The sequence below is a fragment of the Roseomonas sp. CAU 1739 genome (assembly GCF_039839775.1).
Lineage (GTDB): Bacteria > Pseudomonadota > Alphaproteobacteria > Acetobacterales > Acetobacteraceae > Neoroseomonas.
Genome location: NZ_JBDOQQ010000009.1, coordinates 58,597 through 84,167, shown reverse-complemented (window position 1 = coordinate 84,167; position 25,571 = coordinate 58,597). Strand labels below are relative to the sequence as shown.

The 25,571-nt window shown below is 71.0% G+C and carries 30 protein-coding genes and 1 tRNA gene; 13 read left to right on the top strand and 18 right to left on the bottom strand.

Annotation, left to right across the window (positions count from 1 at the left end):
• Positions 1-116: 116 nt before the first annotated feature.
• Both AAFN86_RS15840 and AAFN86_RS15835 read right to left on the bottom strand, forming a co-directional pair.
• The gene (locus AAFN86_RS15840; RefSeq protein WP_347544326.1) at positions 117-620 is read right to left on the bottom strand and encodes a hypothetical protein; all 504 of its coding nucleotides are present in this window, start codon (positions 618-620) and stop codon (positions 117-119) included.
• Positions 621-657: 37 nt separating this feature from the next.
• Positions 658-1,200 (bottom strand): GNAT family N-acetyltransferase, encoded by a 543-nt coding sequence (locus AAFN86_RS15835; protein WP_347544325.1) that lies wholly within the window; start codon positions 1,198-1,200, stop codon positions 658-660.
• Between the two features lie 66 nt (positions 1,201-1,266).
• Between AAFN86_RS15835 and AAFN86_RS15830 the strand changes: the two genes are divergently transcribed.
• From AAFN86_RS15830 to AAFN86_RS15815, 4 genes are all read left to right on the top strand, one after another.
• Positions 1,267-2,097, top strand: coding sequence for a CoA-transferase (locus tag AAFN86_RS15830; RefSeq protein WP_347544324.1), 831 nt, complete (start codon positions 1,267-1,269; stop codon positions 2,095-2,097).
• A complete protein-coding gene (locus tag AAFN86_RS15825; RefSeq protein WP_347544323.1) occupies positions 2,094-2,918 on the top strand; it encodes a CoA-transferase in 825 nt (274 codons plus the stop codon). Before AAFN86_RS15830 ends, AAFN86_RS15825 begins: the two co-directional genes overlap by 4 nt.
• Before the next feature lie 90 nt (positions 2,919-3,008).
• Entirely contained in the window at positions 3,009-3,362 is a 354-nt protein-coding gene (locus AAFN86_RS15820) for a hypothetical protein (RefSeq protein ID WP_347544322.1), read from the top strand.
• A 63-nt stretch (positions 3,363-3,425) separates the two neighbouring features.
• Positions 3,426-4,658, top strand: a complete 1,233-nt coding sequence (locus AAFN86_RS15815) for a CoA transferase (RefSeq protein ID WP_347544321.1) — start codon at positions 3,426-3,428, stop codon at positions 4,656-4,658.
• Positions 4,659-4,994: 336 nt separating this feature from the next.
• Here AAFN86_RS15815 and AAFN86_RS15810 read toward each other — a convergent pair whose 3' ends face one another.
• A complete protein-coding gene (locus AAFN86_RS15810) occupies positions 4,995-5,954 on the bottom strand; it encodes a LysR substrate-binding domain-containing protein (RefSeq protein ID WP_347544320.1) in 960 nt (319 codons plus the stop codon).
• Positions 5,955-6,072: 118 nt separating this feature from the next.
• Between AAFN86_RS15810 and AAFN86_RS15805 the strand changes: the two genes are divergently transcribed.
• The 4 genes from AAFN86_RS15805 to AAFN86_RS15790 all read left to right on the top strand — a co-directional run bounded on the left by AAFN86_RS15805 (position 6,073) and on the right by AAFN86_RS15790 (position 9,270).
• Positions 6,073-7,095 (top strand): tripartite tricarboxylate transporter substrate binding protein, encoded by a 1,023-nt coding sequence (locus tag AAFN86_RS15805; RefSeq protein WP_347544319.1) that lies wholly within the window; start codon positions 6,073-6,075, stop codon positions 7,093-7,095.
• Positions 7,096-7,106: 11 nt separating this feature from the next.
• On the top strand, positions 7,107-7,991 hold the full coding sequence (locus tag AAFN86_RS15800; protein WP_347544318.1) for a TauD/TfdA family dioxygenase: 885 nt from the start codon (positions 7,107-7,109) through the stop codon (positions 7,989-7,991).
• A 380-nt stretch (positions 7,992-8,371) separates the two neighbouring features.
• Positions 8,372-8,740 carry a metalloregulator ArsR/SmtB family transcription factor gene (locus AAFN86_RS15795; protein WP_347544317.1) on the top strand — a complete coding sequence of 123 codons (369 nt, stop codon included), beginning with the start codon at positions 8,372-8,374 and terminating at the stop codon, positions 8,738-8,740.
• Positions 8,737-9,270: an SRPBCC family protein gene (locus AAFN86_RS15790; RefSeq protein ID WP_347544316.1), complete on the top strand. Its 534-nt coding sequence runs from the start codon at positions 8,737-8,739 to the stop codon at positions 9,268-9,270. The genes AAFN86_RS15795 and AAFN86_RS15790 overlap by 4 nt, the downstream gene beginning before the upstream one ends.
• Positions 9,271-9,463: 193 nt before the next feature.
• Here the strand turns inward: AAFN86_RS15790 and AAFN86_RS15785 are convergent, their stop codons facing one another.
• The 5 genes from AAFN86_RS15785 to AAFN86_RS15765 form a co-directional block, all read right to left on the bottom strand.
• On the bottom strand, positions 9,464-9,931 hold the full coding sequence (locus AAFN86_RS15785) for a hypothetical protein (RefSeq protein WP_347544315.1): 468 nt from the start codon (positions 9,929-9,931) through the stop codon (positions 9,464-9,466).
• The gene (locus tag AAFN86_RS15780) at positions 9,928-10,782 is read right to left on the bottom strand and encodes a cytochrome c (RefSeq protein ID WP_347544314.1); all 855 of its coding nucleotides are present in this window, start codon (positions 10,780-10,782) and stop codon (positions 9,928-9,930) included. Before AAFN86_RS15780 ends, AAFN86_RS15785 begins: the two co-directional genes overlap by 4 nt.
• A gap of 221 nt (positions 10,783-11,003) precedes the next feature.
• On the bottom strand, positions 11,004-12,629 hold the full coding sequence (locus AAFN86_RS15775) for a CHASE3 domain-containing protein (RefSeq protein ID WP_347544313.1): 1,626 nt from the start codon (positions 12,627-12,629) through the stop codon (positions 11,004-11,006).
• Between the two features lie 13 nt (positions 12,630-12,642).
• Positions 12,643-13,518: a CDP-diacylglycerol--serine O-phosphatidyltransferase gene (pssA, locus tag AAFN86_RS15770; RefSeq protein WP_347544312.1), complete on the bottom strand. Its 876-nt coding sequence runs from the start codon at positions 13,516-13,518 to the stop codon at positions 12,643-12,645.
• Positions 13,515-14,210, bottom strand: coding sequence for a phosphatidylserine decarboxylase (locus tag AAFN86_RS15765; protein WP_347544311.1), 696 nt, complete (start codon positions 14,208-14,210; stop codon positions 13,515-13,517). Before AAFN86_RS15765 ends, pssA begins: the two co-directional genes overlap by 4 nt.
• Before the next feature lie 50 nt (positions 14,211-14,260).
• On the opposite strand from AAFN86_RS15765, the gene AAFN86_RS15760 reads away from it, so the two are divergent.
• Entirely contained in the window at positions 14,261-14,665 is a 405-nt protein-coding gene (locus AAFN86_RS15760) for a hypothetical protein (RefSeq protein WP_347544310.1), read from the top strand.
• Positions 14,666-14,791: 126 nt separating this feature from the next.
• On the opposite strand, the gene AAFN86_RS15755 is transcribed toward AAFN86_RS15760, so the two are convergent.
• Together AAFN86_RS15755 and AAFN86_RS15750 are read right to left on the bottom strand one after the other, a co-directional pair.
• Entirely contained in the window at positions 14,792-15,991 is a 1,200-nt protein-coding gene (locus AAFN86_RS15755) for a LysM peptidoglycan-binding domain-containing protein (RefSeq protein WP_347544309.1), read from the bottom strand.
• Positions 15,992-16,089: 98 nt separating this feature from the next.
• Complete coding sequence (locus AAFN86_RS15750; protein WP_347544308.1) at positions 16,090-16,875, bottom strand: hypothetical protein; 786 nt, start codon at positions 16,873-16,875, stop codon at positions 16,090-16,092.
• Positions 16,876-16,968: 93 nt separating this feature from the next.
• Between AAFN86_RS15750 and AAFN86_RS15745 the strand changes: the two genes are divergently transcribed.
• Entirely contained in the window at positions 16,969-17,649 is a 681-nt protein-coding gene (locus AAFN86_RS15745; protein ID WP_347544307.1) for a cytochrome b/b6 domain-containing protein, read from the top strand.
• A 40-nt stretch (positions 17,650-17,689) separates the two neighbouring features.
• Here AAFN86_RS15745 and AAFN86_RS15740 read toward each other — a convergent pair whose 3' ends face one another.
• Entirely contained in the window at positions 17,690-18,127 is a 438-nt protein-coding gene (locus tag AAFN86_RS15740; RefSeq protein ID WP_347544306.1) for a cytochrome c, read from the bottom strand.
• A gap of 166 nt (positions 18,128-18,293) precedes the next feature.
• Between AAFN86_RS15740 and AAFN86_RS15735 the strand changes: the two genes are divergently transcribed.
• Positions 18,294-18,370 (top strand) — tRNA-Pro (locus tag AAFN86_RS15735).
• Positions 18,371-18,425: 55 nt separating this feature from the next.
• On the opposite strand, the gene AAFN86_RS15730 is transcribed toward AAFN86_RS15735, so the two are convergent.
• Positions 18,426-18,632, bottom strand: a complete 207-nt coding sequence (locus AAFN86_RS15730; RefSeq protein ID WP_347544305.1) for a DUF2842 domain-containing protein — start codon at positions 18,630-18,632, stop codon at positions 18,426-18,428.
• A 134-nt stretch (positions 18,633-18,766) separates the two neighbouring features.
• Here AAFN86_RS15730 and AAFN86_RS15725 point away from each other — a divergent pair, with 134 nt between their 5' ends.
• Complete coding sequence (locus tag AAFN86_RS15725; protein WP_347544480.1) at positions 18,767-19,282, top strand: adenine phosphoribosyltransferase; 516 nt, start codon at positions 18,767-18,769, stop codon at positions 19,280-19,282.
• A 45-nt stretch (positions 19,283-19,327) separates the two neighbouring features.
• Here the strand turns inward: AAFN86_RS15725 and AAFN86_RS15720 are convergent, their stop codons facing one another.
• On the bottom strand, positions 19,328-20,383 hold the full coding sequence (locus AAFN86_RS15720) for an AbrB family transcriptional regulator (RefSeq protein WP_347544304.1): 1,056 nt from the start codon (positions 20,381-20,383) through the stop codon (positions 19,328-19,330).
• A gap of 123 nt (positions 20,384-20,506) precedes the next feature.
• Here AAFN86_RS15720 and AAFN86_RS15715 point away from each other — a divergent pair, with 123 nt between their 5' ends.
• A complete protein-coding gene (locus AAFN86_RS15715) occupies positions 20,507-20,836 on the top strand; it encodes a hypothetical protein (RefSeq protein ID WP_347544303.1) in 330 nt (109 codons plus the stop codon).
• A 227-nt stretch (positions 20,837-21,063) separates the two neighbouring features.
• On the opposite strand, the gene AAFN86_RS15710 is transcribed toward AAFN86_RS15715, so the two are convergent.
• The 5 genes from AAFN86_RS15710 to AAFN86_RS15690 all read right to left on the bottom strand — a co-directional run bounded on the left by AAFN86_RS15710 (position 21,064) and on the right by AAFN86_RS15690 (position 25,547).
• Positions 21,064-21,405, bottom strand: coding sequence for a flagellar biosynthesis regulator FlaF (locus AAFN86_RS15710; protein ID WP_347544302.1), 342 nt, complete (start codon positions 21,403-21,405; stop codon positions 21,064-21,066).
• Positions 21,406-21,411: 6 nt separating this feature from the next.
• Positions 21,412-21,834, bottom strand: coding sequence for a flagellar biosynthesis repressor FlbT (locus AAFN86_RS15705; protein ID WP_347544301.1), 423 nt, complete (start codon positions 21,832-21,834; stop codon positions 21,412-21,414).
• A 63-nt stretch (positions 21,835-21,897) separates the two neighbouring features.
• Positions 21,898-22,728 carry a flagellin gene (locus tag AAFN86_RS15700; protein WP_347544300.1) on the bottom strand — a complete coding sequence of 277 codons (831 nt, stop codon included), beginning with the start codon at positions 22,726-22,728 and terminating at the stop codon, positions 21,898-21,900.
• Positions 22,729-22,964: 236 nt separating this feature from the next.
• On the bottom strand, positions 22,965-24,026 hold the full coding sequence (locus AAFN86_RS15695; protein ID WP_347544299.1) for a flagellin: 1,062 nt from the start codon (positions 24,024-24,026) through the stop codon (positions 22,965-22,967).
• A gap of 3 nt (positions 24,027-24,029) precedes the next feature.
• Positions 24,030-25,547 carry a FlgK family flagellar hook-associated protein gene (locus AAFN86_RS15690; RefSeq protein ID WP_347544298.1) on the bottom strand — a complete coding sequence of 506 codons (1,518 nt, stop codon included), beginning with the start codon at positions 25,545-25,547 and terminating at the stop codon, positions 24,030-24,032.
• Between the last annotated feature and the right edge of the window lie 24 nt (positions 25,548-25,571).

The following is a 25,571-nucleotide window of genomic DNA, read 5'->3' as shown; positions in this document are numbered from 1 at the left end:
TAGCAAGACGTGCCCCTGCATGGCACGGAGCGCAACCCCGCGATCCCGCCGCCGGGCTGCCGTCATGCCACACCTGATCGCGCCCTGGGCTTTGCTGCCCGCAACGCAGGCGGCGATCAGCGTTTCACCACCCCGCCGCCGCCTGGACTGCCGCCACCCCCGAAGTTTCCACCTCCGGGGCTGCCGCCTCCGCCGAAATTGCCGCCGCCGGGACTGCCTCCGCCGCCGAAATTGCCACCGCCGGGACTGCCGCCGCCGCCGGTCAGGTTGCCCCCGCCGGGGGACTGCCGGTTGCGGTAGGCGCGGGTGACGGCATCGACCAGCTGGGCGCTGTCATTGGACTGGTCGGTGACCCAGGCGAAGACGGCGGCGACGCGCTGCGCGCCGATGCAGCGCACGGTCAGCGCCTCGTCGCCACGCCATCCGAAGATGGTCTGTCGGTCCTGCGAGACGCTGACCTGGAAGCCGGCACCCTGCACGGCGCGCTGGCCGATATCGATGCATTCGTCCTGGTTGGTCGAGCGCAGTTCGACCCAGGCGGTGGACACCGACGCGGCCGTGGCGGGCAAGGCTGCCACGGCAAACAGCGTCGCGAAGACGTAGCGCTCAATGCGGGACACGGAACCCTCCTGCCGGCTCGCGGTGATGCCCACGATCCTACCGTTGCGGCGCCGCCAGGCGATAGAGCAGGTGATGGCGCATCGCATGCCCTTCGGGCAGGCGCGGGTGGTCGAAGCCACCATCGGGCGCCATGCCGAGCCGTTCCATCAACCGCCAGGACGCTTCGTTCGCCGGGATGGTGAAGGCGACGATCTCCGCCAGGCCCAGCGTGGCGAAGCCGAAATCGAGGGCAGCACGGGCCGCCTCCTCGGCATAGCCGCGCCGACGATGGGCCGGGCCGATGCGCCAGCCGACCTCGACCGCCGGGGTGAAGCGCGCCTGCCACGGAATGGTCAGCAGGCCGACCACGCCGATGAAGGGCGCCCCGCCGCGTTCCTCCACCACCCAGAAGCCCCAGCCATGCGCCTGCATATGGCCGCGCAGCCGCGTGGCCCAGGCGTCGCTCTCGGCCCGCGTCAGCACCGTGGGGAAGTGCCGCATGCTGTCGGCATCGCCATTCAGGGCGGCCAGCGGATCGAGATCCTCGTCGCGCCAGGGGCGCAGGACCAGGCGGGACGCGTGCAGGGTGACGGGCTTCATGCTGCCGCGGAATCTAGCCGGGAGCGGCGGCGCGGCGTAGTAGCATCGGTCACGGAGGATCCAACCATGATGCTGCCATCCGCGGATGCGCTCGCTGCCCTGGTGCCCGATGGCGCGCTGCTGGCGATGCCGCCGGACAATTCCCTGCCATCGGTCGCCATCGCCAAGGCGCTGATCCGGCGCGGGGCGCGCAATCTCCGCCTGCTCGGCGTGCCGGTGTCCGGCTTCGCGACCGACATCCTGATCGGCGCCGGCTGCGTCGCGGAACTGGAGACCTCCGCCGTCTCGCTCGGCGAGGCCGGCTTCGCGCCGCGCTTCTCGGCGGCGTTGCGCGAAGGCCGCATCGTCGTGCGCGACGCCACCTGCCCGGCGATCCATTCCATGCTGCAGGCGTCGGAAAAGGGCATCCCCTTCATGCCGCTGCGCGGGATCATCGGGTCCGACATCCTGGCCAACCGCTCGGACTGGAAGGTGGTCCCGAACCCCTTCGCCGAGGACGGCATGGACCCCATCGTGCTGCTGCCCGCCCGGCAGCCCGACTTCGCCATCTTCCACGCCGCCATGGCCGATTCCGAAGGCAATGTCTGGCTTGGCCGCCGGCGCGAATGTGCGACCATCGCGCATGCGTCGAAGGCCGCGCTGGTCACGGTGGAACGCCTCGTCGAAGGCAATTTCCTCGAGGATGAGCGCATGGCCGCGGGGGCCATCAGCAGCACCTATGTCACCGCGACGGCGATCGCCGAACGCGGCGCGCGCCCGGCGGCGCTGCTCGACGAATACGGGTTCGACGCCGCCTATGTCGCCGACTACGCCCGCGCGGCCAAGACCGAGGAGGGCTTCCGCGCCTGGCTCGACCGCGAGGTGCTGCACACCGCGCGGAAGGCCGCCGCAGCATGAGCGCCTCCGATCGCCCAGGCGCACAGGCGGAACCGGCGACCGGCGGCGTGAACCGGCCGGGCCTGCAGCCCGAGGGTATCGCCCCGGAAGAACGCATCGCGGCGGCGCTCGCGCGGCTGATCCTCGACCCTTCCGCGCCGCCGGCCCGGCACATCGCGGTGGGCGCGGCATCGCCGATCCCGGCGGCGGCGTGCTGGCTGGTGAAGCTGCTGGGTCATCCGGTGAAACTGTCCCTGCTGCACAAGCGCAGCGGCAATCCCTTCACCGAGGGCACGCGCGAATTGTTCGACCTGACCGGCCAGGGACGGATCGACCTGTTCTTCCTCGGCGGCGGGCAGATCGACGGGCAGGCGAACCTGAACCTGGTCGGCACCGGCGCATGGCCGGGCATGGGTGTGCGCTTCCCCGGGTCCTTCGGGTCGGCCTTCATGTACTTCATGACACCGCGCACCATCCTGTTCCGCGAGGAACACTCGCCCCGCGTGCTGGTGGACAAGGTGGACAACATCTCCGCCCCCGGCGTCTCGCCGCCGGGCGTGTTCCGGCGCGGCACAGCGCAGGCGCTGGTCACCGGCAAATGCGTGTTCCGCTTCCACCCCGACCGCGCGCGCTTCTCGCTCGACAGCCTGCATCCGGGCGAGACGGTGGACGGCGTGCGCGCCGCCACCGGCTTCGACTTCGACTTGGACGGCGCCATCCCCGCCACGGCCGACCCGACGGCGCAGGAATTGGCGCTGCTGCGTGGCGCGGTCTGTGACGAGATGCACGAAACCTATCCCGAATTCTGCCGCAAGGTGTGGGGACGCGCCGCCGCCGCCTGAATCCCCTGAACCGCCGGCGCGGAGGAGGCCGCGCATGCGACTGCCCTTCATCATCGCCCGCGCCGCCCGCCGGCCGGCATGACCCGGGCGATGTGGATCGTCCCCCTGGTCCTGGGCGGCATGGCGATCTGGATCGCGGTCGGGAGCATACGTGTCGCGCGCTGGCGCAGCGTGATCGGCACGGTGCGCCAGATCGCCCGCGCCGAGGACATCGATGCCTGGATCGTCACCTTCGCCTTCGACGAGCCCGGTGGCTGGACCAGCGAGGCAACCCTGACCGTCGATAGCCGCGACCAGTTCGCAGCAAGTGAGCAGGTCGCGCTGCGCCGCAACCCAATGGACCCGACCCAGATCGAGACGCTGCAGCCGCGGCGCATCGCCGCGGTCCTTGCGGTCCTGGTGGGCGCGACCGGGCTGTCGATCGCGGCACTCATCCTCGGCTGAAGCGCCCTCGACATTCGGCCGCCGCCGCCGCATCTTCCGCCCCTTTTCGAGGAGGAACCGGCGATGGATGACAATGCGGCGAGCGTAGGCGCGAGCATGCTCTCCGCCGGCGCGCTGGCCGGGCTGCGCGTGGTGGACCTCACCCGCGTCCTCGGCGGCCCCTACTGCACCATGGTGCTGTCCGACCACGGGGCGGAGGTCGTCAAGCTCGAACCCCCGCAGGGCGACGAGGTCCGCGACTGGGGCCCTCCGTTCAACGCCGATGGCGATGCCTCCTATTTCGTCGGCGTGAACCGCAACAAGCGCAGCGTCGGTCTCGACCTGTCCAGGCCGGCGGGGCGCGAGGTGCTGCTGCGCCTGCTCGACGGCGCCGATGTGCTGGTCGAGAACTTCAAGCCGGGTTCCATGGAGAAGTGGGGCCTCGGCTATGAAGCGGTGCTGTCGAAGAAGTTCCCCCGCCTGATCCATTGCCGCGTCTCCGGCTTCGGCGGCGAGGGCCCGCTCGGCGGCTTTCCCGGCTACGATGCCGTGCTGCAGGCGATGGTCGGGCTGATGTCGATCAACGGCACCGAGACCTCGGGGCCGACGCGCCTGGGCAACCCGATCGTGGACATCGCCACCGGCCTGTTCAGCACCATCGCCATCCTGATGGCGCTGCATGAACGCGCCACCTCCGGCCGCGGCCAGTATTGCGACATGACGCTGCATGATTGCGGCATGGCGCTGCTGCATCCGCATGCCGCGAACTTCTTCCTGTCGGGCAAGCGGCCGATGGCGACGGGCAACCCGCACCCGAACCTCGCGCCCTATTCCAAGTTCACCACCAAGACTTGCGAGATCTTCGTCGCCGCCGGCAACGATCCGGCCTTCCGCAAGTTCTGCGCCTTCCTCGAGATCCCCGAGGTCGCGAAGGACCCACGCTTCGCCACCAACGGCGAGCGCGTGATCAACAAGGCAGCACTGACCGAGGTGCTGAACGCCCGCTTCGCGAACGAGGACGGGCACGAACTGACCCGCCGCATGCTGGCCGCCGGGCTGCCAGCCGGACCGGTGCTGCATGTCGACGAAGCGATGGCGGCCGAACACACGGCCTTCCGCAACATGGTGGCGCAGATCGGCGATTTCCGTGCGCTGAACACACCAATCAAGCTGTCGCGCACGCCGGGCGGGGCACGGTCCGAACCGCCGCGCTTCAACCAGCATGGGCGCGACGTGCTGCTCGCGCGAGGCTTCTCGGAAGCCGAGATCGCCGGGTTGGAGAATGACGGGGTGATCGTCGGGTCGCGCCGGAAGTGACACCGCCGGGGGGGTTTGGCCCCTTCTTGCCGGGTTAGGCTGAAGGTTGGAGGGGGCTTCGCCCCTCCAAGCCACCCCACCAAAGGCCCAAGGCCTTTGGAAACCGTCACTTGGCAATTGGCATTGCGGCCAGTGTCCGGCGCCGGGATCAAGCCCTTGGCCCGAAGTGAACATCTCCTCTGGCGTAGACGATTGCGCCCGGCGCCAAGTCAAGGTTTCCAAAGGCCTTGGGCCTTTGGTGGGGGTGGTTCGGAGGGGGTGAAGCCCCTCCGGTTCCACCGTACAGGACCTTTACCAGCACTCATGGGGCGGTGCCCTCGCCTCATCGGCACTCCGTTACCCGAACCCCATGCGCCGCTGATCCTCCACGCCGACCAGCGCCTCGATCGAATCCTGCGCCAGAAGCCGGACCTGCTCCAGCAGCGGTGCGACCAGCGCCGCGGTCGCCGGTGTCGGCGACCGCCCCTGGCGGCGCGCCAGGTACACCGTGCGGAAGACTGCCGGTGCCAGGGGCCGGAAGCCGAGACCGTCCTCACGCATCGGCAGCGCCGCCAGCGCCGGCAGCGCGGCGACGCCGATCCCTTGCCGGATCATGCTCCGCAGACCGCCGACGCTCGACACTTCATGGCGCGCGCGCGGCATGGCGAGGCCGGCCGGGGCCTGGCGTTCCAGCAAGGCACGGATGCCGCTCTCACTGCCGAGGCTGAGCATCGGGTGATCCCGCAAGGCGCCCCAGTCGAGCGGCGTCGTCTCCGACAGCAAGGGATGGCCCGGTGGACACGCGACGCCGAAGCGGTCGCGCAGCAGCGGCACGGCATCCATCGCGGGGTCGGGCTCCGGCAAGGTGGTCAGGGCGATGTCGGCCTCCCCGCTCAGCAGCCGTCGCGTCGCGCCGCCGGTGTTCTCCTCGAGGATGCGCACCTGGATGCCGGGATAGCGCCGGTTGAGCACGGCAAGCGCGGGAGCGAGCGCATGGCTGACCAGGGAGGCGGTGGCGGCAACCACCACCAGCCCCCTCTCCCGCCGTGCATGGGCTTCAAGGTCGTCGAGCGCCTGTTCCATCTCCTCCAGCATGCGGCCGGCCAGGGCGACGAAGCGTTCGCCATGCAGTGTGGGCGTGACCGAACGGGTGCTGCGGTCGAGCAGCTTCAGGCCCAGTTCTGCCTCCAGCGCCTTGATGCTGACGGTCAGCGCGCTCTGCGTGACGTGCAACTGGGCGGCGGCGCGGGTGAAGCTGCGTTCCTGCGTGACGGCCAGGAAGGCGCGCAGCTGTCGGAGCGTTACGTTGCGACTCATGAGATAAATCTATCAATCATCAAGATAAATGAAATAGACTTGTGGCCCCGCCTGCGCTGCCCTTCCGGACGTGACGGGCGCAGGCCCGCGGGACGGATGGGCCGGGAGGAAACAGGACATGCCGCAGGAGGAGACCGGCCAAGGCCGGCCTTTGCGGGGACGCGCGTGGCGACGGCGCCGGCTGCTGGGCGGCCTCGCCGGCGCCATGGCCGCGCCGATGCCGGGCGCGCGCGCCAACGCCGCCGCCTGGCCGGGCGACCGGGTAACGATCGTCGCCTCCCTGCCCGCGGGTTCGACCGTGGACCTGACCACGCGGGTCTATGCCGACCAGTTGTCGCGCATGTGGGGCAAGCCGGTCATCGTGGACAATCGCGGCGGCGGCAATGGCGTGCTGGCCTGCCAGATGGTGGCGCGGGCGCGCCCCGACGGGCTGACGCTGCTAGCCACCTCGGCGATGACGCATGCGGCGAACCCCTCGCTGTATGCGCGGCCGCCCTATGACGCGGTCGGGGAATTCGACGCGGTGGCGCGCTACGGCGCCTCGCCTTTCGTGGTGATGGCCTACAGGGGCCTCGGCGCGCCGAGCCTCGCAGTACTGACCGAAACGCTGCGCCGGCGGCCGGGCGAATACAGTTTCGGCGCCGGCACCGTGCCGTCGCGCCTGGCGGCCGAGTTGTACCGGCAGGTCATCGGTGCCGAGGCGGTGCATGTCGGCTATCGCGGCAACCAGGCCGGCTTCCCCGATCTGGTCAATGGCCGCATCGCCTTCATGGCGGTCGATGTGGTGGGCGCCAAGCCGCTGGTCGATCGCGGCGACGTGGATGCGGTCGCTCTCAGCGATGTCGAACGCCACCCGGCGGTGCCGCAGGTGCCCACCAGCGCCGAGGGCGGGCTGCCCGCCTATCGCTTCACCACATGGTCGGGGATCTACGCGCCCAAGAACACGCCGCGCGAGGTGATCGCCCGCATCCATGCCGACATGACCGAAGCCTATGCCATGCCGGAGGTGCGCTCGCGCATCCTGGCCATGGGCGGATCGCAGGCCCCGCCGATGGGACCCGACGACTTCCAGGCCTTCACCATCGCCGAAATTGCCGCCTGGGGCCGGATCATCCGGCAGGCCGATATCCACGTCGAATAGGAGGAACCGCCATGAACCAGATCCCGAACCCGCGCTGGACCGGCCCGCGCATCAAGCATGAATCGACCACCGCCACGCCCTACGCCGCCATCACGGTCGAGAAGCTGACGCCGATCATCGGCGCCACGGTCGGCGGCGTGGACATCGGCAACCCGACCGAGGCGCAGATGGCCGAGATCCATCGCGCGCTCGCCGAGAACCTGGTGATCTTCTTCCGCGACCAGCATCTGAGCGCCGGGCAGCACCTCGATTTCGGCCGCCGCTTCGGGGAGTTGCACATCCACCCCGCCGCGCCGACCGAAGGCGGCCATGCCGGGCTGATGGTCATCAAGGCCGACCGCGACAGCCCGCGCGCAAACGGCGAAGGCTGGCATTCCGACGTGTCCTGCGACGAGGAGCCGCCGATGGGCAGCATCCTCTACATCAAGCAATGCCCGCCGGTCGGCGGCGACACGCTGTTCGCCAACATGTACGCCGCCTACGATGCGCTGTCGGACCGCATGAAGGCGTATCTCGAAGGCCTGACCGCGGTGCATGACGGGGAGGAGAACTACCGCGGCACCTACGCGAATTTCGGCGTGAAGGACCGCCCGGCCTATCCGCGCGCCATCCACCCCGTGGTGCGGACACATCCGGTGACGGGGAAGAAGGCGCTGTTCGTGAACAAGGGATTCACCCGGCGCATCCTGGACGTCCCGGTGGACGAGAGCACCGGGGTGCTCGCCTACCTGTTCGAACACATGGCCAATCCGCTGTTCCAGTGCCGCTTCCGCTGGCAGGAGAATTCCGTGGCGTTCTGGGACAACCGCTGCGCCCAGCACCGCGCGATGTGGGACTACTGGCCAGCCACGCGCTACGGCAACCGCGTGACGGTGAAGGGCGAGCGGCCGGTCTGACGGCGACAGGGGGCGCCGCGACAGGGATGCGCGGCGCGGCGACCGGAGAGGGCCTTGCCCCCTCCGGGCCACCCCCACCAAAGGCCTAAGGCCCTTGGGAACCTCGACTTGGCGCTGTGGGCAAGGTGCGCCCGAACGATGAGGGGGGCGCCGACCACAGGGCCGGTGCGCGGGGTACATCCCGCCACGGCCGCCTTGCGCCGAACATTGGTTCGCAAGGGGCCATTCCACCGGAACGAAGCCGCTCCGTTCTTCCGCCTGGCCCGGCACCAACGCATCCTGCGATCATGGCCGCCGCCCATGGCATGGCGTCCCAGTGCCGGCGAATGATATTCAACAATTTGGTTGAATGATCGGCCAAGGCCGCTATATTCAACGACATGGTTGAATTAGAATCCCCGCAACTGGACAGCGTCTTCCACGCCCTCGGCGACGCCACCCGCCGGCGCATGCTCCACGCCCTCGCGGATGGGGAACGGACCGTCGGCCAGTTGGCCGAGCCCTTCGCCATCTCGCTGGCCGCGGCCTCGAAGCACATCAAGGCGCTCGAACATGCCGGGCTGATCCGCCGCGAGGTGCGCGGCCGCACGCATCTGTGCCGCCTGGCTCCGGGGCCGCTCGCCTCCGCCCACGCCTGGCTGACCTTCTACGAGCGCTTCTGGACCGGGCGTCTGGACGTCCTCGAACAGCTCCTCCGTGAGGAGGATTCACGCCCACCAACCATCCCCCCCCAAGGAGACGAACGATGAATGACCTTTCGCCCATGGACGCCTATGGCGTGCTGAGCAAGCCGGCGACGCTGACCATCAAGCGCCTGCTGCCCGGCCCGATCGAGCGGATCTGGGCGTACATCACCGACAGCGATTTGCGCCGGCAGTGGCTGGCGTCGGGCCCGATGGAGGCAGTGGTTGGCGCGCCCGTCGAATTCGTCTGGCGCAACGATGAACTGACCGATCCGCCCGGCCAGCGGCCGGAAGGCTTCTCGGCGGAACACCGGCTGGTCTGCACCATCACCGACATCGATCCGCCGCGTCGCCTGTCCATCACCTGGGGCAGCACCGGCGGCGTCACCTTCGAACTGGAACCTGCCGGCGCGAAAGTGTTGCTGACCGTCACGCATCGCCGCGTGGCCGACCGCGCCATGCTGCTGAATGTCAGCGCCGGCTGGCACATGCACCTGGATGTGCTGGCGGCCCGCGCATCGGGGATGCAGCCGCAGCCCTACTGGGATGGCTGGGTGCGTCTGCGGCGGATCTACGAACAACGCATCCCGGACTGACCCACCCGCCGTGCCGATGCGCTGTCGTCGGCACGGCGAACGATACCCGTCGCAGGCCGGTCTGGCGGCGGCGCGCAACAGCACGGCTGTCATGCCGGCGCCGCCAAAGGGCTGGCCGGCATCCCCCTGCGGGGCGCATCGGGGTCGCGTCGCCGAATCGGCCGGCGCGAGGTCGCGCAGGCTCCCCCGGACACTACGCCACGGGCGGGCCGGGTTGCAGGATTAATGCCTGGTCCGCTGCATCGGCCGGTCGAGCGAAGCCGCGCACGAAGGCTTCCTGGGCCTCGGTTTCAATGGCCTCGGGCAGATACCGCGCGCGTAGCCACGCGACCGGGTCGCCCTCCACGGCCCCGGCAAGGCGCGCCAGGCACGCCATCGCCAGGCCGCTGCGCCCCAAACCGGCCTTGCAGCCGATGTGATAGGCATCGCCCGGCCGTGCGCGCATCGCGGCGAGCATGGCCGACAGCACCGCGTGCAGCGCCGCGGCCTCGGGCACGCCGAAATCGGGCACGTCGAGCCGCCATTCCGCCGCCGCCACGCGCGCCGAGTGCGCTTCGAGGCACAACCCGCGCGCGCCATCCGGCAGGGCGTCGAACGGCCCGCCGGTCACCCGCACGGGACGTCCGTCGACCAGCAGCGTCAGCACGCCGCGCGGCGTCACGGCTGCGCGCGCAGCGACCGCAAATAGGCGATGAGGTCGGCAAGGTCGGCTTGCGTCATCCGCGCATAGTAGCCGTAGCCCATCGGCGGAAACATCTGGCGCCCATCGGCCGAGACGCCCTGCGTCACCGCGCGGATGATCTGCGCATCGGTCCAACCGCCGATGCCATGCTCGCGGTCGGGCGAGATGTTTCGCGCGACGGAGGTGCCCCAGGGCCCGTCGAAGGTCTGCCCCCCGGCACCTGTGCGCGACCAGTCGCGCTGCCCGGTCGGCTCCATCGGCGTGTGGCATTCGATGCAATGGCCGAGCGGACCGGCCAGATAGGCGCCGCGCGCCACCGGGTCGTTCGCCGGCGGGTTCGCCACGCCCGCGACAGGCGGCCCATAGGCCGGCGGCAGCGGCATCCGGTACTGGCTGGCCGGCACGGCGTTGCGCACCGCCGGCACGCTGCGCAGATAGGCGACCATCGCCGCAAGGTCGCTGTCGGAGATGCCGCGGTACAATTCGATCGGCATGGGCGGGCCGATGATGCGGCCATCGGGCCGGATACCCTCGCGGATGGCGCGGGCGATCTGCGCGTCCGTCCAGCGGCCGATCCCCGTCTCCGGGTCTGGCGTGATGTTCGAGGCGATCGCGCGGAAGGGTGCCTCGTCGAAGACCTGGCCGCCGGCCAGCGCCATGCCGGGCAGGTCGCCCTGCGGGCTCTTCGGCGTGTGGCAATTGCCGCAGCCGGCGATCGATTCCACCAGGTAGCGGCCGCGCGCCAGGGAATCGGCCGGCTGCGCCACCGACGGCCAGGCCACAAGAATCATCCAACCGGCCAATGCGGCCTGTCCCAGGCGAACCATCATCGCTGTCCCTCGCTCCCTTTGGCGTGAACAATGCGATGACCCGCCATGGCTCGCCAAGCGGGACGTGACGTGCGGCGGACGGAATCGGATCGTGCCAGCCCCCTCCCCCGCCGGGCCGTCAGCGCGGAACCTGGGCGTGCGGACCCGCCCCGCGCGGCGGGCATTCGGCGCCCGGCACCACGGCGCGGCCCATGCGTCGCCCCAAGGCGGGGGTCCGGCAGTCAGGCACCGCCATCCGGCTCAGGCGTGAATCGGAAGGTGGCGACCAGTCCGGTGGGCTTGAAGTCCCGCGTCACCTCGCCGGGGACGGTATCGCTGTCGAAGGCGCGGCTGATGAGGAAGGCACCGAAGCCGTCGCGCAGCGGCGGCGCGGCGATCGGCGGTCCGCCTTCCTCGCGCCAGGTCAGCCGCACGACGCCGGCATCCTCCCGCCGCCATTCGAGCGACACCTTGCCGTCCGGCACCGACAGCGCGCCATACTTGGCCGCATTGGTTGCGAGTTCATGGAGCACGAGCGCAAGGCTCAGCACCTGGCTCGGTCCGAGCAGCGGCGCCGGCCCGGCTTCCCCGTCGATCGCGAGCCCGCCCCCGCCAATGCCAAGCCACGGCGCCAGCGCGATGCGCAGCACCTCGGTCAGCGCGGCATGCCGCCAGCCCGTATCGAACAGCAATCCATGCGCCCCGGCGAGGCTGCGCAGGCGCGCGCCGAACATTTCGAGGAACAGTTCGCCATCGCCTTCCGCGCCGGCCCAGCTCTGGTTCGCCAGGCTCTGCACCGTCGCGATCACGTTCTTCACGCGATGGTTCAGCTCGCGGATCAGCAGCAGCCGTTCGGCATCGGCGGCACGACGAGCGGTGATGTCCTGCATCAACAGGATCAGCGTCGGCGCCTGCCCCTTCACCGCATCGGCGCGAGCGATGGCGTGCCACGATCGACGGTCGCGCGGCGCGCCGGGCCCGTCGATCGTCGCATCCGACACCTGGCCCCGCCCCGCGAGGGCCGACCGCAGCAACGCATGCACCGGCGCCGCCAGCCCATCCGGCAACGCCTCGACCACGCGGCGGCCGCGCACCGCCGCCGCGGTGCGGCCCGCCGCCTCGCCGAACGCCTCATTGACCACAAGGAAGCGCAGCCGGGCATCGAGCATCGCGATGCCGAGCGGCGCGGTCTCGACAATGGCCCGGGCGCGCGCGGCGGCCTGCTCCTCACGCCCGCGGCCGATGCGCTGGCCGCCGAGGCCGGCCGCGAAGGCGATGGCGATCAGCGCGGCCACCGCCGCGCCACCCCAGCGCAGCAATTCCTCCGCGGCTCGCGAGGCGTGCGTGGCCAGAGCATCGGTGATCGCATGGACCTGTTCGACCAGGCGCCGTGCGTCGTCCATGTGGCGCTTGCCGACGCCGGCACGCACCCGCGCCAACGCCGCCGCCTGGCCGACTTCGACGAAGTCCCGCAGCGTCGCCTCGAGTTCGACCCGCTTCGCAGTCGCGGCATCCAGCAGGTCCTGCAGGACAGCGCCCAGGGTGTCGCCGGGGGGCTGCTCGGCGCGCATGGCGGAAAGGCCCGCAAGGGCCGGGGGCAGCGTCGCGTCCGCCCGGCGATAGGGGGCGAGATAGGCGTCCTCGCCGGTCAGCAGGTAGCCGCGCTGCCCGGTCTCGGCATCGAGCAGGGCGGAGAACAGGGCGTCGGCGGCGATCGCGACATCGCGCGCCCGCCGCGCATCGCCCGCCAGTGTGGTTATGCGCGGCGCGCCCAGGCCCAGCAGGCCGAGCGCCAGCAACAGGGCCAGCGTTGCCAGCACCCAGGCGAACCTGCCGCTTCGGCGATCCGGGATGATCGTGCGCGGCATGGGTTTCCCCGGCTCAGTGGCCGGATGAGCTGCCGTTGCCGCCGACCACCACGGGTTCCAGCAGGCTTTCGGCCTCCCGCTTCAGTCGCAGGTAGGAGCGAATGGAAAACGGCAGCATGCCGAGATAGGCCAGCCCGGCGAGCGCCAGCGCCGCCCATGGTTCGGCCAGCAGCACCGCGACGAACAGCCCGGTGCCGAGCAGCAGCGGCAGCACATAGGCCCGCGGCACCCGGAAATTCTTGAAGGACCAGGTCGGCAGGGTGCTGACCAGCAACCCCGCCACCAGCACCATCATCAGTCCGACGAAGGCCGGGTGGCGCGCGGCGGAGGCCAGCAACGGCCAGTCGATCTGGCTGAACCACAGGCCGAGGAACAGCGGCACCATCACGCAGACCGCGCCGGCCGGCGCCGGCACGCCGGTGAAAAAGTTGTAGGTATAGGCGGGCTTCACCCCCGGCCCGACATCGAGCGCCGCGTTGAACCGCGCCAGCCGCAGTGCCATGCACACCGCGAACATCAGGCAGGGTGCGAAACCCAGCGCCCGGTAGTCGTGCATGGTCCACAGGTACAGCACCATGGCCGGGGCGACGCCGAAGCACAGGAAGTCCGACAGGCTGTCGAATTCCGCGCCGAAGCGCGACGTCGCCTTCAGCAGCCGCGCGAGCCGCCCGTCGAGCCCATCGATCACGCCGGCAACCAGGATCAGCGTGGCGGCCTGTTCGAAGCGGTCCTCGAAGGCGAAGCGGATGGCGACGAGGCCGCAGCACAGGCCCAGCATCGTCATGATGTTGGGGATCAGCCGGTTGAACGACTGGCCTTCGACGCGCGGCCGCGTGCGCGGGCGGAAGCGTCGGCGGAGGCGCCGGACCCGGCCCTCCTCGCCGCTCATGTGCCCAGCTCCGCGATCACCGTCTCGCCGCCGATCATGGTCTGGCCCTCCCGTGCGAGCGGCAGCACGCCATGGGGCAGATAGACATCGGTGCGGCTGCCGAAGCGGATGATGCCGAAACGCTCGCCCGCCTGCACGGAATCCCCGGCCTTGGCATCGCACAGGATGCGGCGCGCGACGAGGCCGGCGATCTGCACCACCGCGAGGTCGCGGCCGTCCGGCAGGGCGATGGCCAGGGCGTTGCGCTCATTCTCCTCGCTGGCCTTGTCCAGATTGGCCGAGAGGAACTTGCCATGGTGATAGGCGACGCGGGTGACGGTGCCATCCACCGGCATGCGGTTCACATGCACGTCGAGCACGGAGAGGAAGATCGCCACGCGCCAGCGCGGCGCATCGCCCAGGCCGAGTTCGACCGGGGGTGCGGCCATGATGACCGAGGTGACATGCCCATCGGCCGGTGCGAGCACCATGCCCGGCCGGTCGGGCGGCACCCGTTCCGGGTCGCGGAAGAAGTAAAGGCAGAAGGCGACGAAGGCCGCGCCGAGCCAGAACAGCCAGTTGCCAAGAAGGACCAGGCCGAGCAGCGGAAGGACCAGGCCGAGCAGCGCGACCGCGCCCCCGCCGATCAGGAAGGGTCGCGCGGCCGGATGCGGCGGCGCGAGCACCATGCGGAGGCTTTGTTCAAGGGCCATGTCGCGGCGGTTATGGTGTGTTCATCCCTTTGGGACAACCCTGAAGGGCCATGGACACGATCGAACTCGGCCGCTTCGCGGTCGCCCCCGACGGCGCGCTGACCGCACGCCACCCGCCGGAACCCCCGGCCCTGCGCTTCGCCTGGCGGGGGCGGCCCTGCCAGGCGCATCTCGATGCCGGGTCGATCCGGCTGGAAGCGGACGCCGCGCGCATCCCCTCCACCGCCGAGCGGCCGGGCGACCGGTCGCGCGCCTTCGCGGCGGTGGCCGCGCTGCCGCGACGTTTGCCGGAAGGCTGGCAAGCCCGATTGCTGCCGGACCATCGCATCCGGATCGAAGCCGAGGCGCCGATGGACAATCCGTCCAACGCCACGGCGCTCGTGGCGGCGCTGGTGCGATTCGCGCTGGCGCTCGACCCCCACCTGGACGCGCTGGAGGCGGAAGGCGCGGACTGACGCTCGGCCGGCCGCCGCGGACCTTCGGGTACCGCGCCCGTGCAACTCGCATGAATGCGGGCAAGCAACCGGCCGCCACGCGCGATCTGCGCGGGGCTTGATGCCGTTCCATCGGCGGGTCGGGCGTCAGCGCACCACGGTGGCGGGCTGGCCCTCCGGCAGGGCAAAGATCTGTCCTGGGAAGATCCGGTGCGGGTCCCGTATCTGGTCGCGATTGGCCTGGTAGATGACGGTGAAGCGGGTGCCGCGGCCATAGGTGGCGCGCGCGATGCGCCACAGATTGGTGCCGGGCTGCACCACGACGCGATGCGCATCGAAGGCATTGGACGGCAATTCGTCGCGCTGGAAGGGGACCTCGATGCGTGCGGCGACGGTGCCGGCGGCGGCAATCTGGTCCACGCGCAGCGAATTGCGGCCGACCGGCGGCTGCTGGTCCGGTGCCAGTAGCCAGCGCCCGGCGGCATCGGCCACCGCGTCGCCGGCATGGCGTTCTCCGACATAGACCCGCACCGAGGCCCCCGGCGGCGCGGAGCCGGAGAAGCGGATCGAGCCGCCTTCCTCGTAATCGACCGAATCCATGCCGAGGCGCGGCGTGGCATTGCGCGCCTGGCCAGCCGGCGGGGCGACCTGCGGCCCCTGCAGGATGCGCGGCGCCGTCGCCGCCGCGGCAGGCGGGATCAGCACCGCGATCGGGCCAGATGCGGCCTCGGCCGGCGGCGAATCGGCGGCGGCGGTGGCGCCGCGCGCCACTTGGGCCGGCGCCGATTCGGGCACCACCACCACGACGGCATCAGGCCCGGCGGTTTCCTCCCCGGCCAGGCGGGAGCGCAACGACAACTCCCAGGCACCGGACGGCAGCGGATCGGCCGGCAGGATCACCCACTCGCCACGCCCGTCGGCCCGGGCCCGGCCGAGCTCGCGCCGGCCATCGACGAACAGCAGCACTTCCGCCCCCGGCGCGGCGCGGCCGGCAACCACCGCCGAGCCGCGCGCGCCGACGCGCACCACATCGAATCGCGGTGCCTGGGCGGTGGTCGCGGCGGCCGGTGCCGCAGCCGGCGGCACGGCGGTGCCTGGCGCGGTGCTGGTGCCCGGCGCGGCGGCCGCTGGCGATGCCGCCGCTGCGGCCGGGGTTGCGGTGGCCGCTGCAGAGGATGCGGCGGGGGCGGGCTGCGCGGCGCTGCGCGGCAGGTCCGGCGCGGCGGTGGTCGCCGGCGCGGCAGCCATGCGCGCCGGTTGCGGCACCTCCTCGGAGGGCCACAGGCCGTAGATGAGGGCCGACAGCAGGACGAGCCCGCCAAGGCCGAGTAGCGCAGTGGGCCGCATTGCGGAATCCGCCGATGTCCCCTGATCCTTACAGCCGAACCGACCCGGCTGTGCAGACGGAAAACAGCAATGCGGACAGCATTCGCGGTGGCGGCGCTTCAGCGTGCCAGCAGGAATGCCGCGGCGACGGCCGGCGCGGCCGCGACGGCCGGGCCAAGCCATGCGGCCAGGCGCGGCCCGGCCCGCCCGGCGATGCGCCCCGCCAGCAGCGGTCCGGCGAGCAACGCCAGTCCCGGCGCCGCCGCGGCCGCGACATCGGCCGCTGCCGCCCGCGCCATCACCGGCACCGCGGCAACCCCGACCAGCCCCAGCACCAGCGGCAGGCGGGACGCCGGTGCCGACGCCGCCCCGAAGGCACCGCCGGCGAGCAGCGCGCCCATGCCCGCCAGGGCAAAGGCGGCATAGGGGCCTGGTGCCGCCGCCGCCATCAGGCTGGCCGCCAGCGCGGCCCAGCCGATGATCAGCGCCGGGGCGCCCGCATCGCGGCGCGGCAGCAGCAGCAGCGTCATGGCCACCGCCAGGGCGAGAGTCTGAGGGGCCGCCCGCATCAGGTCCGGCGGATGCAGGGGCGCCCCGGCCATCCACCAGGCGCCTGCCACCACGCCCACGGCACTGCCGAAAACCCGCAGGACAGGACGCGGCAGGCTGGCGAGCAGGCCCGCGAGCAGCCCGATCAGCACCAGCGCGGGCAACCGCTCCGCCAGGTGCCGAGGCGAGGCGCTGATAACCCCGAGCACCGCAGCGAAGCCGGTGACGAGACCAAGTCCGACCGCCGGCCCACCCCATCGCGCGCGCCGCGCCAGCCGCGCCGCGCCCGCCACCACCAGCGTCACGACGCATGCCACGGCAAAACCCCGCCACTCGGCGGGCAGGTCGACTGTCATGGCGGCATCCTGCCATGCGGCGCGGCGCCTGGCGCAAGGCGTCGCGCACCGTGAGCACCCATGGCACGCTGCGCTGGCGCAAGGAGATTCGGCATGGCGGAACAGACGGTGGCGGTAAAGGTCTGGGACGGCTGGGTCCGGCTGTTCCACTGGGGCGTGGTGGCCTGCATGCTGATGTCCTATGTCAGCGCCAAGACGGATGCCTGGAACATCCACTACCTGTCCGGCTACACGCTGCTGGCCCTGGTAATCTTCCGCATCGCCTGGGGGCTGGTCGGATCGGAGAACGCCCGCTTCAGCGGGTTCATCCGCTCACCCCTGGCCGCGTTGCGGCACCTGGCACATTTCACGCGGCGCGAGCCGGATACCGAGACGACGCACAACGCCGCCGGCGCCTGGATGGTGGTGGTGCTGCTGCTGATGCTGCTGGTGCAGGCGACCAGCGGCTTGTTCACCAACCACGATGTCGGCATGACCTATTCGGCGCATGGGCCGCTGGCCAATGCGGTGGCGGAGGGGACCTCGGAATGGGTCTCCACCCTGCACGTCAAGTTCATCAACCTGCTGCTGATCGCGGTCGGGCTGCACGTGACTGCGGTGCTGGCCTACGCGGTGGTGAAGCGGCAGGACCTGATCGGGCCTATGGTGACCGGGGTGAAGCAGTTGCCGTCCACCTCCGCCCGCGCCCCGCGACATGGTTCGGCGGTGCTGGCGGCGGCGCTGGCCGCCGCTGCCGGCGGCGCGGTGCTCACCATCACGCGGCTGGGCGGCTGAGCCTGCACGGGATGCGCGCTGCGCGCATCCCGTGCCGCACTCAGCGCGCCGGACCGCGATTGGCGCGATGACAGGCGGCGCAGGCCGCGCCGACCTGGTTGAAGGCGGTCGTGGTGGCCGCGAGATCGCCCGACGCGGCTGCCACGCGGAGGCTTCCCAGCGCGGTGACGATCGTCGTCCTGGCCGCCTCGAAGCCCGCGGGGTCGGACCAGATCACCGGCAGGGCGCGGGTCGGACCGGTGTCGCTGCCCGGCGGATACAGCGCCTGCAGGTTGCGATAGAATCCCGCGATCGTGTCGACCCGCTCGACGAGCGGGCGGGTGTCGCCGCGCGCATCGAGCACCGCCTTGATCGCCTCCATCTGGCGGCCCTCGGCCCGCATGCCCTCGCGCCGCTGCGTGATGACATCCTGTGCGACCGCGGTCCCGGCCATGCCGAGCAGCGCAACAGCGATTCCGGCGATCGTCCCAGACTTCATTCGGCTTCCCCTGTCGGTCCCTGATCTGCCGCGACGCGGCAGCGCGTTGGAAGGTGGCGCGACCTGTCCGACAGCGCAATGGCAGCCGGCGAAATCCCGCCCCCACCCCGTCTTGCAGTGCCGATGACGGGCCGCTATACCGCCGCCTCCGCAGCAGACCCGGCGCCGGAGTGTAGCTCAGCCTGGTAGAGCACTGTGTTCGGGACGCAGGGGCCGGAGGTTCGAATCCTCTCACTCCGACCATTCCCGGTCATGCCGCGGCCGCAGGCCCCCCGAGCAATCGGGGGGCTTTTGCGTTTCAGGGCCCCGCCCGCCGATTGCCGCGGACCGCCCAGGCGATCAGCCACTTCGCCGGCCACACCCAGACGATGCCGGCAGCGGCGAAGAACAGGGATTCGATGGCCCAGTGCAGGCCGCGGACATGGTCCGCCAGCAACAGCACGACCACGACATAGGCGATGAAGCCGCCGATACCGGCGAGCGAGGCGATCATGTTGCGTGACATGCCCTGCACTTGACGCGTCCGGCGCCCGCCGCCAAGCCCCGCCGCCGTGAATGGACAGTGCCGCGGCCCATCCGCCACTCTCCGCGCCACAGACCCCCAGCAGGATCGGCACCGACGACGTGACGAGCGATACCATCGACCTGAAGTCCCACATCCGCGGCATTCCGGATTTCCCGAAGCCCGGCATCCTGTTCTACGACATCTCGACCCTGCTGCGGCACGGGCCGGCCTGGAAGGCGGCGATGGGGCGGCTGGCGGACATCATTCGCCCGCACAGGCCGGACCTGCTGGCAGGCATCGAAAGCCGCGGCTTCCTGGTGGCGGCGCCGCTCGCACTCGAACTCGGCCTGGGCTTCGTCATGCTGCGCAAGCCGCGCAAGCTGCCGGGGCTGACCATCGGGCTGAACTACGCGCTGGAATACGGCACCGACCGAATCGAGATGCAGGCCGATGCGGTGGAGAAGGGACAGAAGGTCGTGCTGCTGGACGACCTGCTGGCGACCGGCGGGACCATGGCGGCGGGGATCAACCTGCTGCGCCAGGCGGGCGCCGAGGTGCCCTGCGCCGCGGCGCTGATCGAACTGACCTTCCTGGAAGGGCGCAAACGGATCGACACGGCCTTCGAGGCGCTGGTGGCCTACGACGCGTAGGCTCCGCAGGGGCCTTGCCGCTGGCACGGCGAGGCTCCGTTCCGCCTACCGCCGCGCGGCCCACCACCGGACCACGCGCCAGAGCGGCACCGCCAGCAGGTTGACCAGCACCATCCGCACCAGGTGCAGACCCAGCACCAGGGGCACCGCCAGCACGAGCGCCTGCGCCGTCACCACCATTTCCGGCAACCCACCCGGCGCCAGGCCGAGCACGACGGACACCAGCGGCAGGCCAGCGGCCCAGCCGAGTCCGAGCCCGGCGACCACCAGCAGGGCCGACACCGCGGCGCCCGACGCCAGCCCGGCCAGCACCAGCCGCTGCGGTGCGCTGCCAAGGCCCTCGCGCGCCAGATGCGCCCCGAGACTTGCCCCCATCGCCACCTGCGCCGCATCGACCATCCACCGCGGCACGCCGGATGGCAGAGCCCCATTGGCGGACAGCCCCAAGGCCAGCAGGCAGGGCGCGAACATCGCGGCATTGGCGAGGCCGATCCGCCGCCCCGCCAGCGCAGCCAGAACCCCGCCGGCCAGCAGCAGCAGCAGCCCGCCCCAATCCAACGGCGGCAGTGCCGCGGCGAAGACCGAGGCGTCGCCGGGCGTGGCGAGCACGCCCATCAGCGCCGGATAGGTCAGCACCACCGTGGCCATGCGGATGGATTGCGCGATGGTCACCGCCGGTACCGCGACGCCGGCCTGCGCCGCGAGCATCGCCATCGCCACAACGCCGCCGGGGATGCAGGCGAACAGGGCGGTGCCGCCATCGACGCGAGCGATCCGCCGGTACAACGGCGCCACCGCCGCGCCCGTCAACAGGACCAGCATCCCGCCGACCAGCATGGCCGGCAGCGCCGCCGCCACGGCTTCCAGCACCGGCGCGGTGAAGCCTTGGCCCAGCGCCAGGCCGAGCACGATCAGCCCCGCCGGTCGCGCCGTCGCCGGGACCGCCGCCGCATCGCGGATCGTCAGATAGGCCGTCGCCACCAGCGCGCCGATCATCCAGCCAAGTGGCAGGCCGACGGCGGTGAGCAACCCGCCCGCCAACAGGCTCAGCAGCAGCGTGCGCAGATGGGAGTCGGTCAGGCGAGGAGGTGTATCGGCCACGATGGGAGACAAAGTCGGCGCCCGGCCGCCGCAGGTCAAAGTCGACGGCGCGTCGTTGTGACATCGCCACGTTTACCGGGGCTTCACGAACGGACGCGCAATATGGATCAGGAGCACAGCGTCATGCCGACCGATCTTGTCCTTCGCGCCATATCGACCGCCGAACCCGTCCGGGCTGCCGCCCGCGCCGCGGGCCAGGCGATGGCCGCCGAAACCGTGCCCGCCGTCGCCGCGCCGGCGACGCCCAATCCGCGCCTGCGGCTGGATGGCAGCCTCGGGATGGTCGTGCTGGAGTTCCGCGGCGCGGCCGGGGAGGTCGCGAACACGATCCCCTCCCCGCGGGCCATCGCCGCCTATCGGGCAGCCGCGATCTCGGACGCGCCGGTACCGTTTGGCGTGGCGCCGCGGGCGGAACCCGCACCTGCGCCGACGCACGATGTCGCTGTCGACTGACCGCCCCGATGCCAGCAGGCACGAAGGTCAGGCGGGCGGATACCCCGCCGCCCTCGGACAGACCCAGCACCCGGATCGTGGCCCCGCCTCGATCCGCGAGCGCACGGCGCGACCGCGCCCAGACCATCATCCGGCCCCGGCGCTTCAGTGCATGGTGCGAAGGCCAGGCGGGCGGATGCCCGCCGCCCGCCGCTTGAGGGTCAAACGAAAAGCTCCGAGGCTCGGGATCAGGCGCCGACCAGTCCGGTGGCGACCTGGTCGTTCACTTCGATCAGGAAGGCGAGATCGGGCACCGGCGCATCCATCTCCCGCAGCACGGCGCGGCCGAGCGAGACGAGCCCGGCGCGCATCGGCGGCGGCAATTGGTTGGAAGGGTCCAGCAGCGCGGTTTCCATCGCCAGCCACAGCCGGCGATTATCGGCAACCGCGCGCACCCGCCCCGGCCCCTCATCCTGCAGGGACGCACGCAGGCCGAAGTTGACCCGGCGGATCACGTCCGCCTCCTGTTCGCGTGGGTCGCGCGCGGCGCGCGCCGCGCCATAGGCACGGACGATGTCGGCAAGCGTCATCTTGGCTCAGTCCTCCGTCTCGCCACGGGTGGAGGGTGCGATGCCGAGCACGACCTCCTCATGCCGCATCACCCGACGCACGAATTTCAGCGCCTGGTAGCATTCATCGGCCTCGGCCGCCGACAAGGCTCGGTCGAGCAGGTCGCGCGCAAGGGTGGAGGTGGTCGCGGCCTGGAAGTCGGCGATCAGGCGCCGCGCAACGGCCAAGCCGGCCTCGCGTTCATCCTCGTCGCCGATATAGGCGGTCTGCAAGGCGAAGTAGATGCGACGCGCGGGGCTCGACGCCGTCTCGGGCGTCATCAGCTGCTTGCCGAAGAGAAAGCGCGCCTTGGCGGTCAATTCGATGCGCGCGCGATTGCGGAAGCGGATCGGCGCGCCGTTCACGACCATCAGGTCGCCCTGTCGCAGTTCAAGCACCAACGTGGACATCCTGTCCTCCCGGCCGGGGTGAGAAGGGCGCGGCCACCGCCGAAGCGGAGACCGCCGCCGGGATCAGCGGAACAGGCTCAGGAGGGTCTGCGGCGCCTGATTCGCGATGGACAGCGCCTGGGTGCCGAGCTGCTGGCGGATCTGCAGCGACTGCAGCCGCGCCGATTCCTTGGCGAGGTCCGCATCGATCAGCGCGCCCAGGCCGGATTCAAGGGAATCGACCTTGTCCTTGTTGTAGGCGACCTGCGCGTCGATGTAGCGCGAGTCCGAACCGAACTGGTTCAGCGCATCGCTGATCGAGGACTGCACCGTCTCGAAGTCGCCGCCCGTGCCCAGCGCGGCCTGCGCGCCCGCCGCATCGGTCGGTGCCGTCGCGACGATCAGCGTGCCGGCGCCGTCCACCGCCGTCAGCGTATAGGTGGTGCCGGACTCGTTGCGCGTGGAGGCGATGTCGCCACCCGCCGGCGCAGTGGTCGAAAGCAGGGTGCGGCCATTGTAGGTCGCATCCGAGATGAAGTTGGTGATCTGCGTCTGCAGCGCGTTGTACTGCGATTCATACTGCGCGCGCTGGTCGGTGTTCAGCGTGTCGTCGGCCAGGCGCACCAGCGTCTCGCGCACCTTGACCATGGTCTCGGAGACCTTGGTGAGGCCCGACAGCGCGGTGTCGAGGATGCCCTTCACGCCGCCGAGCTGTTCATTCGCCGCCGTCAGTCCGGCGACATCGGCTCGCACGGCCTGCGCCACGGCGAAGGCCGCGCCGTCGTCCTTGGCGTCGTTGACGCGATACCCGGTGGAGATCCGCTTCTGCGTGACGTTCAGCGCTTCGTTCGTGCGATTGAGCGACTGCAGCGCAACCATCGCGCCGGCATTGGTGTTGACGGAATTCAGTGACATCGGGGTCTTCCCCTGGTTGCGATGACCCCTGCATGTCCGGTGGACCGAGGGTCGGGTTGCGCGCCGCATCTTGCGGTATCGAGGCCATGATGACCGGCCGGCATTAAAAGAGGCTGAATCGCGCGGGGTTTTGGCCCGTGGCCGCCCAACCGCCATCCGCTGACGCGCGGCGCGAAGGCCGTGCCGGCCGATGCCGGCGCCGGCATGCGAGGGCACCACAGGGACCGTTGGCGGGATCACAGGAAGTTGGTCAGCCGCAGCGAGGATACCAGCGAGATTGCCTGGTACGACGCCTCGAGTTGGGTCCTGGTGGCGTCCAGACGGCTGATCGTCTCGGCCATGTCCACCTCCTCGATCGAGGCGAGCTGGGCGGTCAGCGTCACCGTGACGTCGGCATGGCGCTGCGATATCGCCTGCAGCCGCGCCTCCGTCGCGCCGAGCGTGCCCTTCTCCACCCCCAGCGCATCAATCGCGCTGCGCAGCCCGTCGCGCACCGTCGCCACCAGGGCGGTGAAGTCGGTCCCGAGCGTCGCCTGCGACGGGTCGAGCGCAGCAAGCGTCGCAAGCCCGCGCAGGATGTCCCGCGACCATGACCCGGTGGTCTCCCCGGTGCTGGCGGCGGCGGCGTTGCGGTTGGCGAGGACGCCGTAGTCAACCGACTGCCCATCGCCGGTGGGCACCGACCGGCGTGGTTCGGCGAACCCGCCCGCGGGGTCGGACAGGAAGGCGGAGAATGGCGTCGTGCCGGGCGCGTCGGAAGCCGCGGCGGCAAGCGTCGCCGCCGCCACCATGGCCGCAGTGCCGCCGGACAGCCCGGCCACGGCGGCGGCGATGTCGGTGGCCATGCCGGAACTGGCGATGCCCTCGGCGTCGGGCACCGGCGGGTTGGCGCTGTCGGTGCCGCCGAAGACATACTGCCCGGCATAGCTTTCGTTGAGCAGGCTGGCGATCTCGGCCATAGCGGCGCGCGCCTGGGTCGCGACCGAGGCGATCAGCGTGCCGCTGGTGCCGTCGATCTTGACTGCCTTCTGATAGAAATCCGTCGCGACATCGGAGATCCGCTGCATCGCGTTCTGCGTCACTGCCGTGCGCGCGAGCGTGGTGTCGATCGTGCCTTGCCAGACATCCCGCCGCGCCATGTCGGCGCGCAGGTCGATCGCGACACGGGCCTGCGGCGCGATGTCCCCGTACAGCGGTCCCTTGCGCCCGTCGGCCACCTGGCGCGTCAGCGTGTCGAGGCGCAGCCGCAAGGCGAGCGAGCCGGCATCGAGGCGGGACAACGTGCTGACCGCGGTCATGGCTCAGCGCACCGCATTCAGCAGCGTGTCCCACATCGCCTGCACAGTCGACATCACGCGTGCATTGGCGGCATAGGCGTTCTGCAGCGTCACCATCGCGGCCATCTCCCCATCCACATCCACACCCGAACGCCGGGCGAAGCGCTCCTCAAGGCCGGTGACGATGGCCTTCGCACCGGTCGAACGCGCTTCGGCCGCCGCGCTGTCGGCGGTCTGCGTCGCGGTGACCATGGCTGCATAGCCTTCGAGCGTGGCGGGCGCGTTGAACGGGCTCGACAACGTGCCGTCCGGGCCGAGGCCGCCGGTGGCGATCGCGCTCCAGGCGATGCCGGCACGCGCCTCGGCGCCGAAGCTGAAGTCGACCACGCGATCAAGGAGGCCGGTGAAGGATGCCGGGCCGCCGGCCGGGTTCGGCGTGAAGTCGGCCGAGCCGGACGGGTCGCCCGTCACCGCTCGCGTGCCGTCCCGCAACAGGGATGGATCAGCCGTCACCGCGGCATTGACCCTGATGCGCCCGGCGAAGCCGACCATGGCGCTGCCGGCATAGGCCCCGGCGGTGTCGGGCACCGCGCCCACCGCATCGGTGAACAGGGTCAGCCCCTGCGCGTCGAAGCGCGCGGCGAGCGTCGCCGCGGTCAGGTCCAGCTCGGCCTGGTAGCGCGGCAGCGTCTGGTCGCGCAGCGCCACCGCCTCGGCGAGGCGCCCGCCGAGCAGCGTGGCCGTAACGTCCTGCCCGCCCATGGTGATGCCGGGGATGCTGCCGCCGCTGCCGTGGAAGGATGTCGCATCGAGCGCGGCGTCGGATGTCGCGAAGGCATCCGACCAGGGATCCAGCGGCAGCACCAGGCCGTTGCGCGCGACCAGCACCAGGCCGCCATCCTCGCGTTTGAGCGCCTTGACCTCGATGGAGCTCGACAGCGTCGCGATCGCCGCGTCGCGCGCATCCTCGAGCGCCGCGGCATCGCCGGTCAGGGCGATCTGTTCCTTGATGCGCAGCGTCAGCCCGGCAATGTCGCGCAGCCCGGCATTGATCGCCGAGACCTCATCCACCACGGTGTCCTGGGCGCGCTGCCGCGCATCGGCGATGACGCCCGACACCTCGTTCAGCCGCCCCGCGAGATCCTGCGCGGCGACCACGGTCGCGCCCTGCAGCCCGGCTTCGGAGGGGGTGGCGCGCAGCTCCTCGAAGCCGGTGTGCAGAGCCGCGACCAGGTCGCCGATGCCATCGCCGGATTCGGTGCTGCCATGCGCGGCCTCGATGCCGGACAGCAGGTCGCTGCGCAGCGCAGCGCCGGCGGCGGCGGCACGGCGGCTGTTGAGCTCCGTGACCAGCGCCTCGTCCACGTCGCGGCTGGTGGGCAGGGCGCGCACGCCGCTGCTCTCGATCGCGGCCGCGCCCACCGTCTTGCGCGTGTAGCCGACGGTGTCGGCATTGGCGACGTTGTCCGACGCCGTGGCCAGCGCGCGCTGGGTGTAGAGCAGCCCCGAGCGCGCGGTGAGCAGGGCGGATTGCAGGCTCATGGCGAGGCTCCGCTACCGGCGGCG

Bases quoted from the DNA above. Each gene is read 5' to 3' on its own strand.
- AAFN86_RS15795 (WP_347544317.1), top strand. From the start codon at position 8,372: ATGGTTGAATTAGAATCCCCGCAACTGGACAGCGTCTTCCACGCCCTC.
- AAFN86_RS15765 (WP_347544311.1), bottom strand. From the start codon at position 14,210: ATGGCCCTTGAACAAAGCCTCCGCATGGTGCTCGCGCCGCCGCATCCG.
- AAFN86_RS15710 (WP_347544302.1), bottom strand. From the start codon at position 21,405: ATGACGCTTGCCGACATCGTCCGTGCCTATGGCGCGGCGCGCGCCGCG.
- AAFN86_RS15730 (WP_347544305.1), bottom strand. From the start codon at position 18,632: ATGTCACGCAACATGATCGCCTCGCTCGCCGGTATCGGCGGCTTCATC.
- AAFN86_RS15780 (WP_347544314.1), bottom strand. From the start codon at position 10,782: ATGATGGTTCGCCTGGGACAGGCCGCATTGGCCGGTTGGATGATTCTT.
- AAFN86_RS15760 (WP_347544310.1), top strand. From the start codon at position 14,261: ATGGACACGATCGAACTCGGCCGCTTCGCGGTCGCCCCCGACGGCGCG.
- AAFN86_RS15830 (WP_347544324.1), top strand. From the start codon at position 1,267: ATGATGCTGCCATCCGCGGATGCGCTCGCTGCCCTGGTGCCCGATGGC.
- AAFN86_RS15775 (WP_347544313.1), bottom strand. From the start codon at position 12,629: ATGCCGCGCACGATCATCCCGGATCGCCGAAGCGGCAGGTTCGCCTGG.
- AAFN86_RS15825 (WP_347544323.1), top strand. From the start codon at position 2,094: ATGAGCGCCTCCGATCGCCCAGGCGCACAGGCGGAACCGGCGACCGGC.
- AAFN86_RS15690 (WP_347544298.1), bottom strand. From the start codon at position 25,547: ATGAGCCTGCAATCCGCCCTGCTCACCGCGCGCTCGGGGCTGCTCTAC.
- AAFN86_RS15810 (WP_347544320.1), bottom strand. From the start codon at position 5,954: ATGAGTCGCAACGTAACGCTCCGACAGCTGCGCGCCTTCCTGGCCGTC.
- AAFN86_RS15705 (WP_347544301.1), bottom strand. From the start codon at position 21,834: ATGTCCACGTTGGTGCTTGAACTGCGACAGGGCGACCTGATGGTCGTG.
- AAFN86_RS15805 (WP_347544319.1), top strand. From the start codon at position 6,073: ATGCCGCAGGAGGAGACCGGCCAAGGCCGGCCTTTGCGGGGACGCGCG.
- AAFN86_RS15700 (WP_347544300.1), bottom strand. From the start codon at position 22,728: ATGTCACTGAATTCCGTCAACACCAATGCCGGCGCGATGGTTGCGCTG.
- AAFN86_RS15790 (WP_347544316.1), top strand. From the start codon at position 8,737: ATGAATGACCTTTCGCCCATGGACGCCTATGGCGTGCTGAGCAAGCCG.
- AAFN86_RS15755 (WP_347544309.1), bottom strand. From the start codon at position 15,991: ATGCGGCCCACTGCGCTACTCGGCCTTGGCGGGCTCGTCCTGCTGTCG.
- AAFN86_RS15745 (WP_347544307.1), top strand. From the start codon at position 16,969: ATGGCGGAACAGACGGTGGCGGTAAAGGTCTGGGACGGCTGGGTCCGG.
- AAFN86_RS15835 (WP_347544325.1), bottom strand. From the start codon at position 1,200: ATGAAGCCCGTCACCCTGCACGCGTCCCGCCTGGTCCTGCGCCCCTGG.
- AAFN86_RS15815 (WP_347544321.1), top strand. From the start codon at position 3,426: ATGGATGACAATGCGGCGAGCGTAGGCGCGAGCATGCTCTCCGCCGGC.
- AAFN86_RS15740 (WP_347544306.1), bottom strand. From the start codon at position 18,127: ATGAAGTCTGGGACGATCGCCGGAATCGCTGTTGCGCTGCTCGGCATG.
- AAFN86_RS15715 (WP_347544303.1), top strand. From the start codon at position 20,507: ATGCCGACCGATCTTGTCCTTCGCGCCATATCGACCGCCGAACCCGTC.
- AAFN86_RS15820 (WP_347544322.1), top strand. From the start codon at position 3,009: ATGTGGATCGTCCCCCTGGTCCTGGGCGGCATGGCGATCTGGATCGCG.
- AAFN86_RS15800 (WP_347544318.1), top strand. From the start codon at position 7,107: ATGAACCAGATCCCGAACCCGCGCTGGACCGGCCCGCGCATCAAGCAT.
- AAFN86_RS15695 (WP_347544299.1), bottom strand. From the start codon at position 24,026: ATGACCGCGGTCAGCACGTTGTCCCGCCTCGATGCCGGCTCGCTCGCC.
- pssA (WP_347544312.1), bottom strand. From the start codon at position 13,518: ATGAGCGGCGAGGAGGGCCGGGTCCGGCGCCTCCGCCGACGCTTCCGC.
- AAFN86_RS15750 (WP_347544308.1), bottom strand. From the start codon at position 16,875: ATGACAGTCGACCTGCCCGCCGAGTGGCGGGGTTTTGCCGTGGCATGC.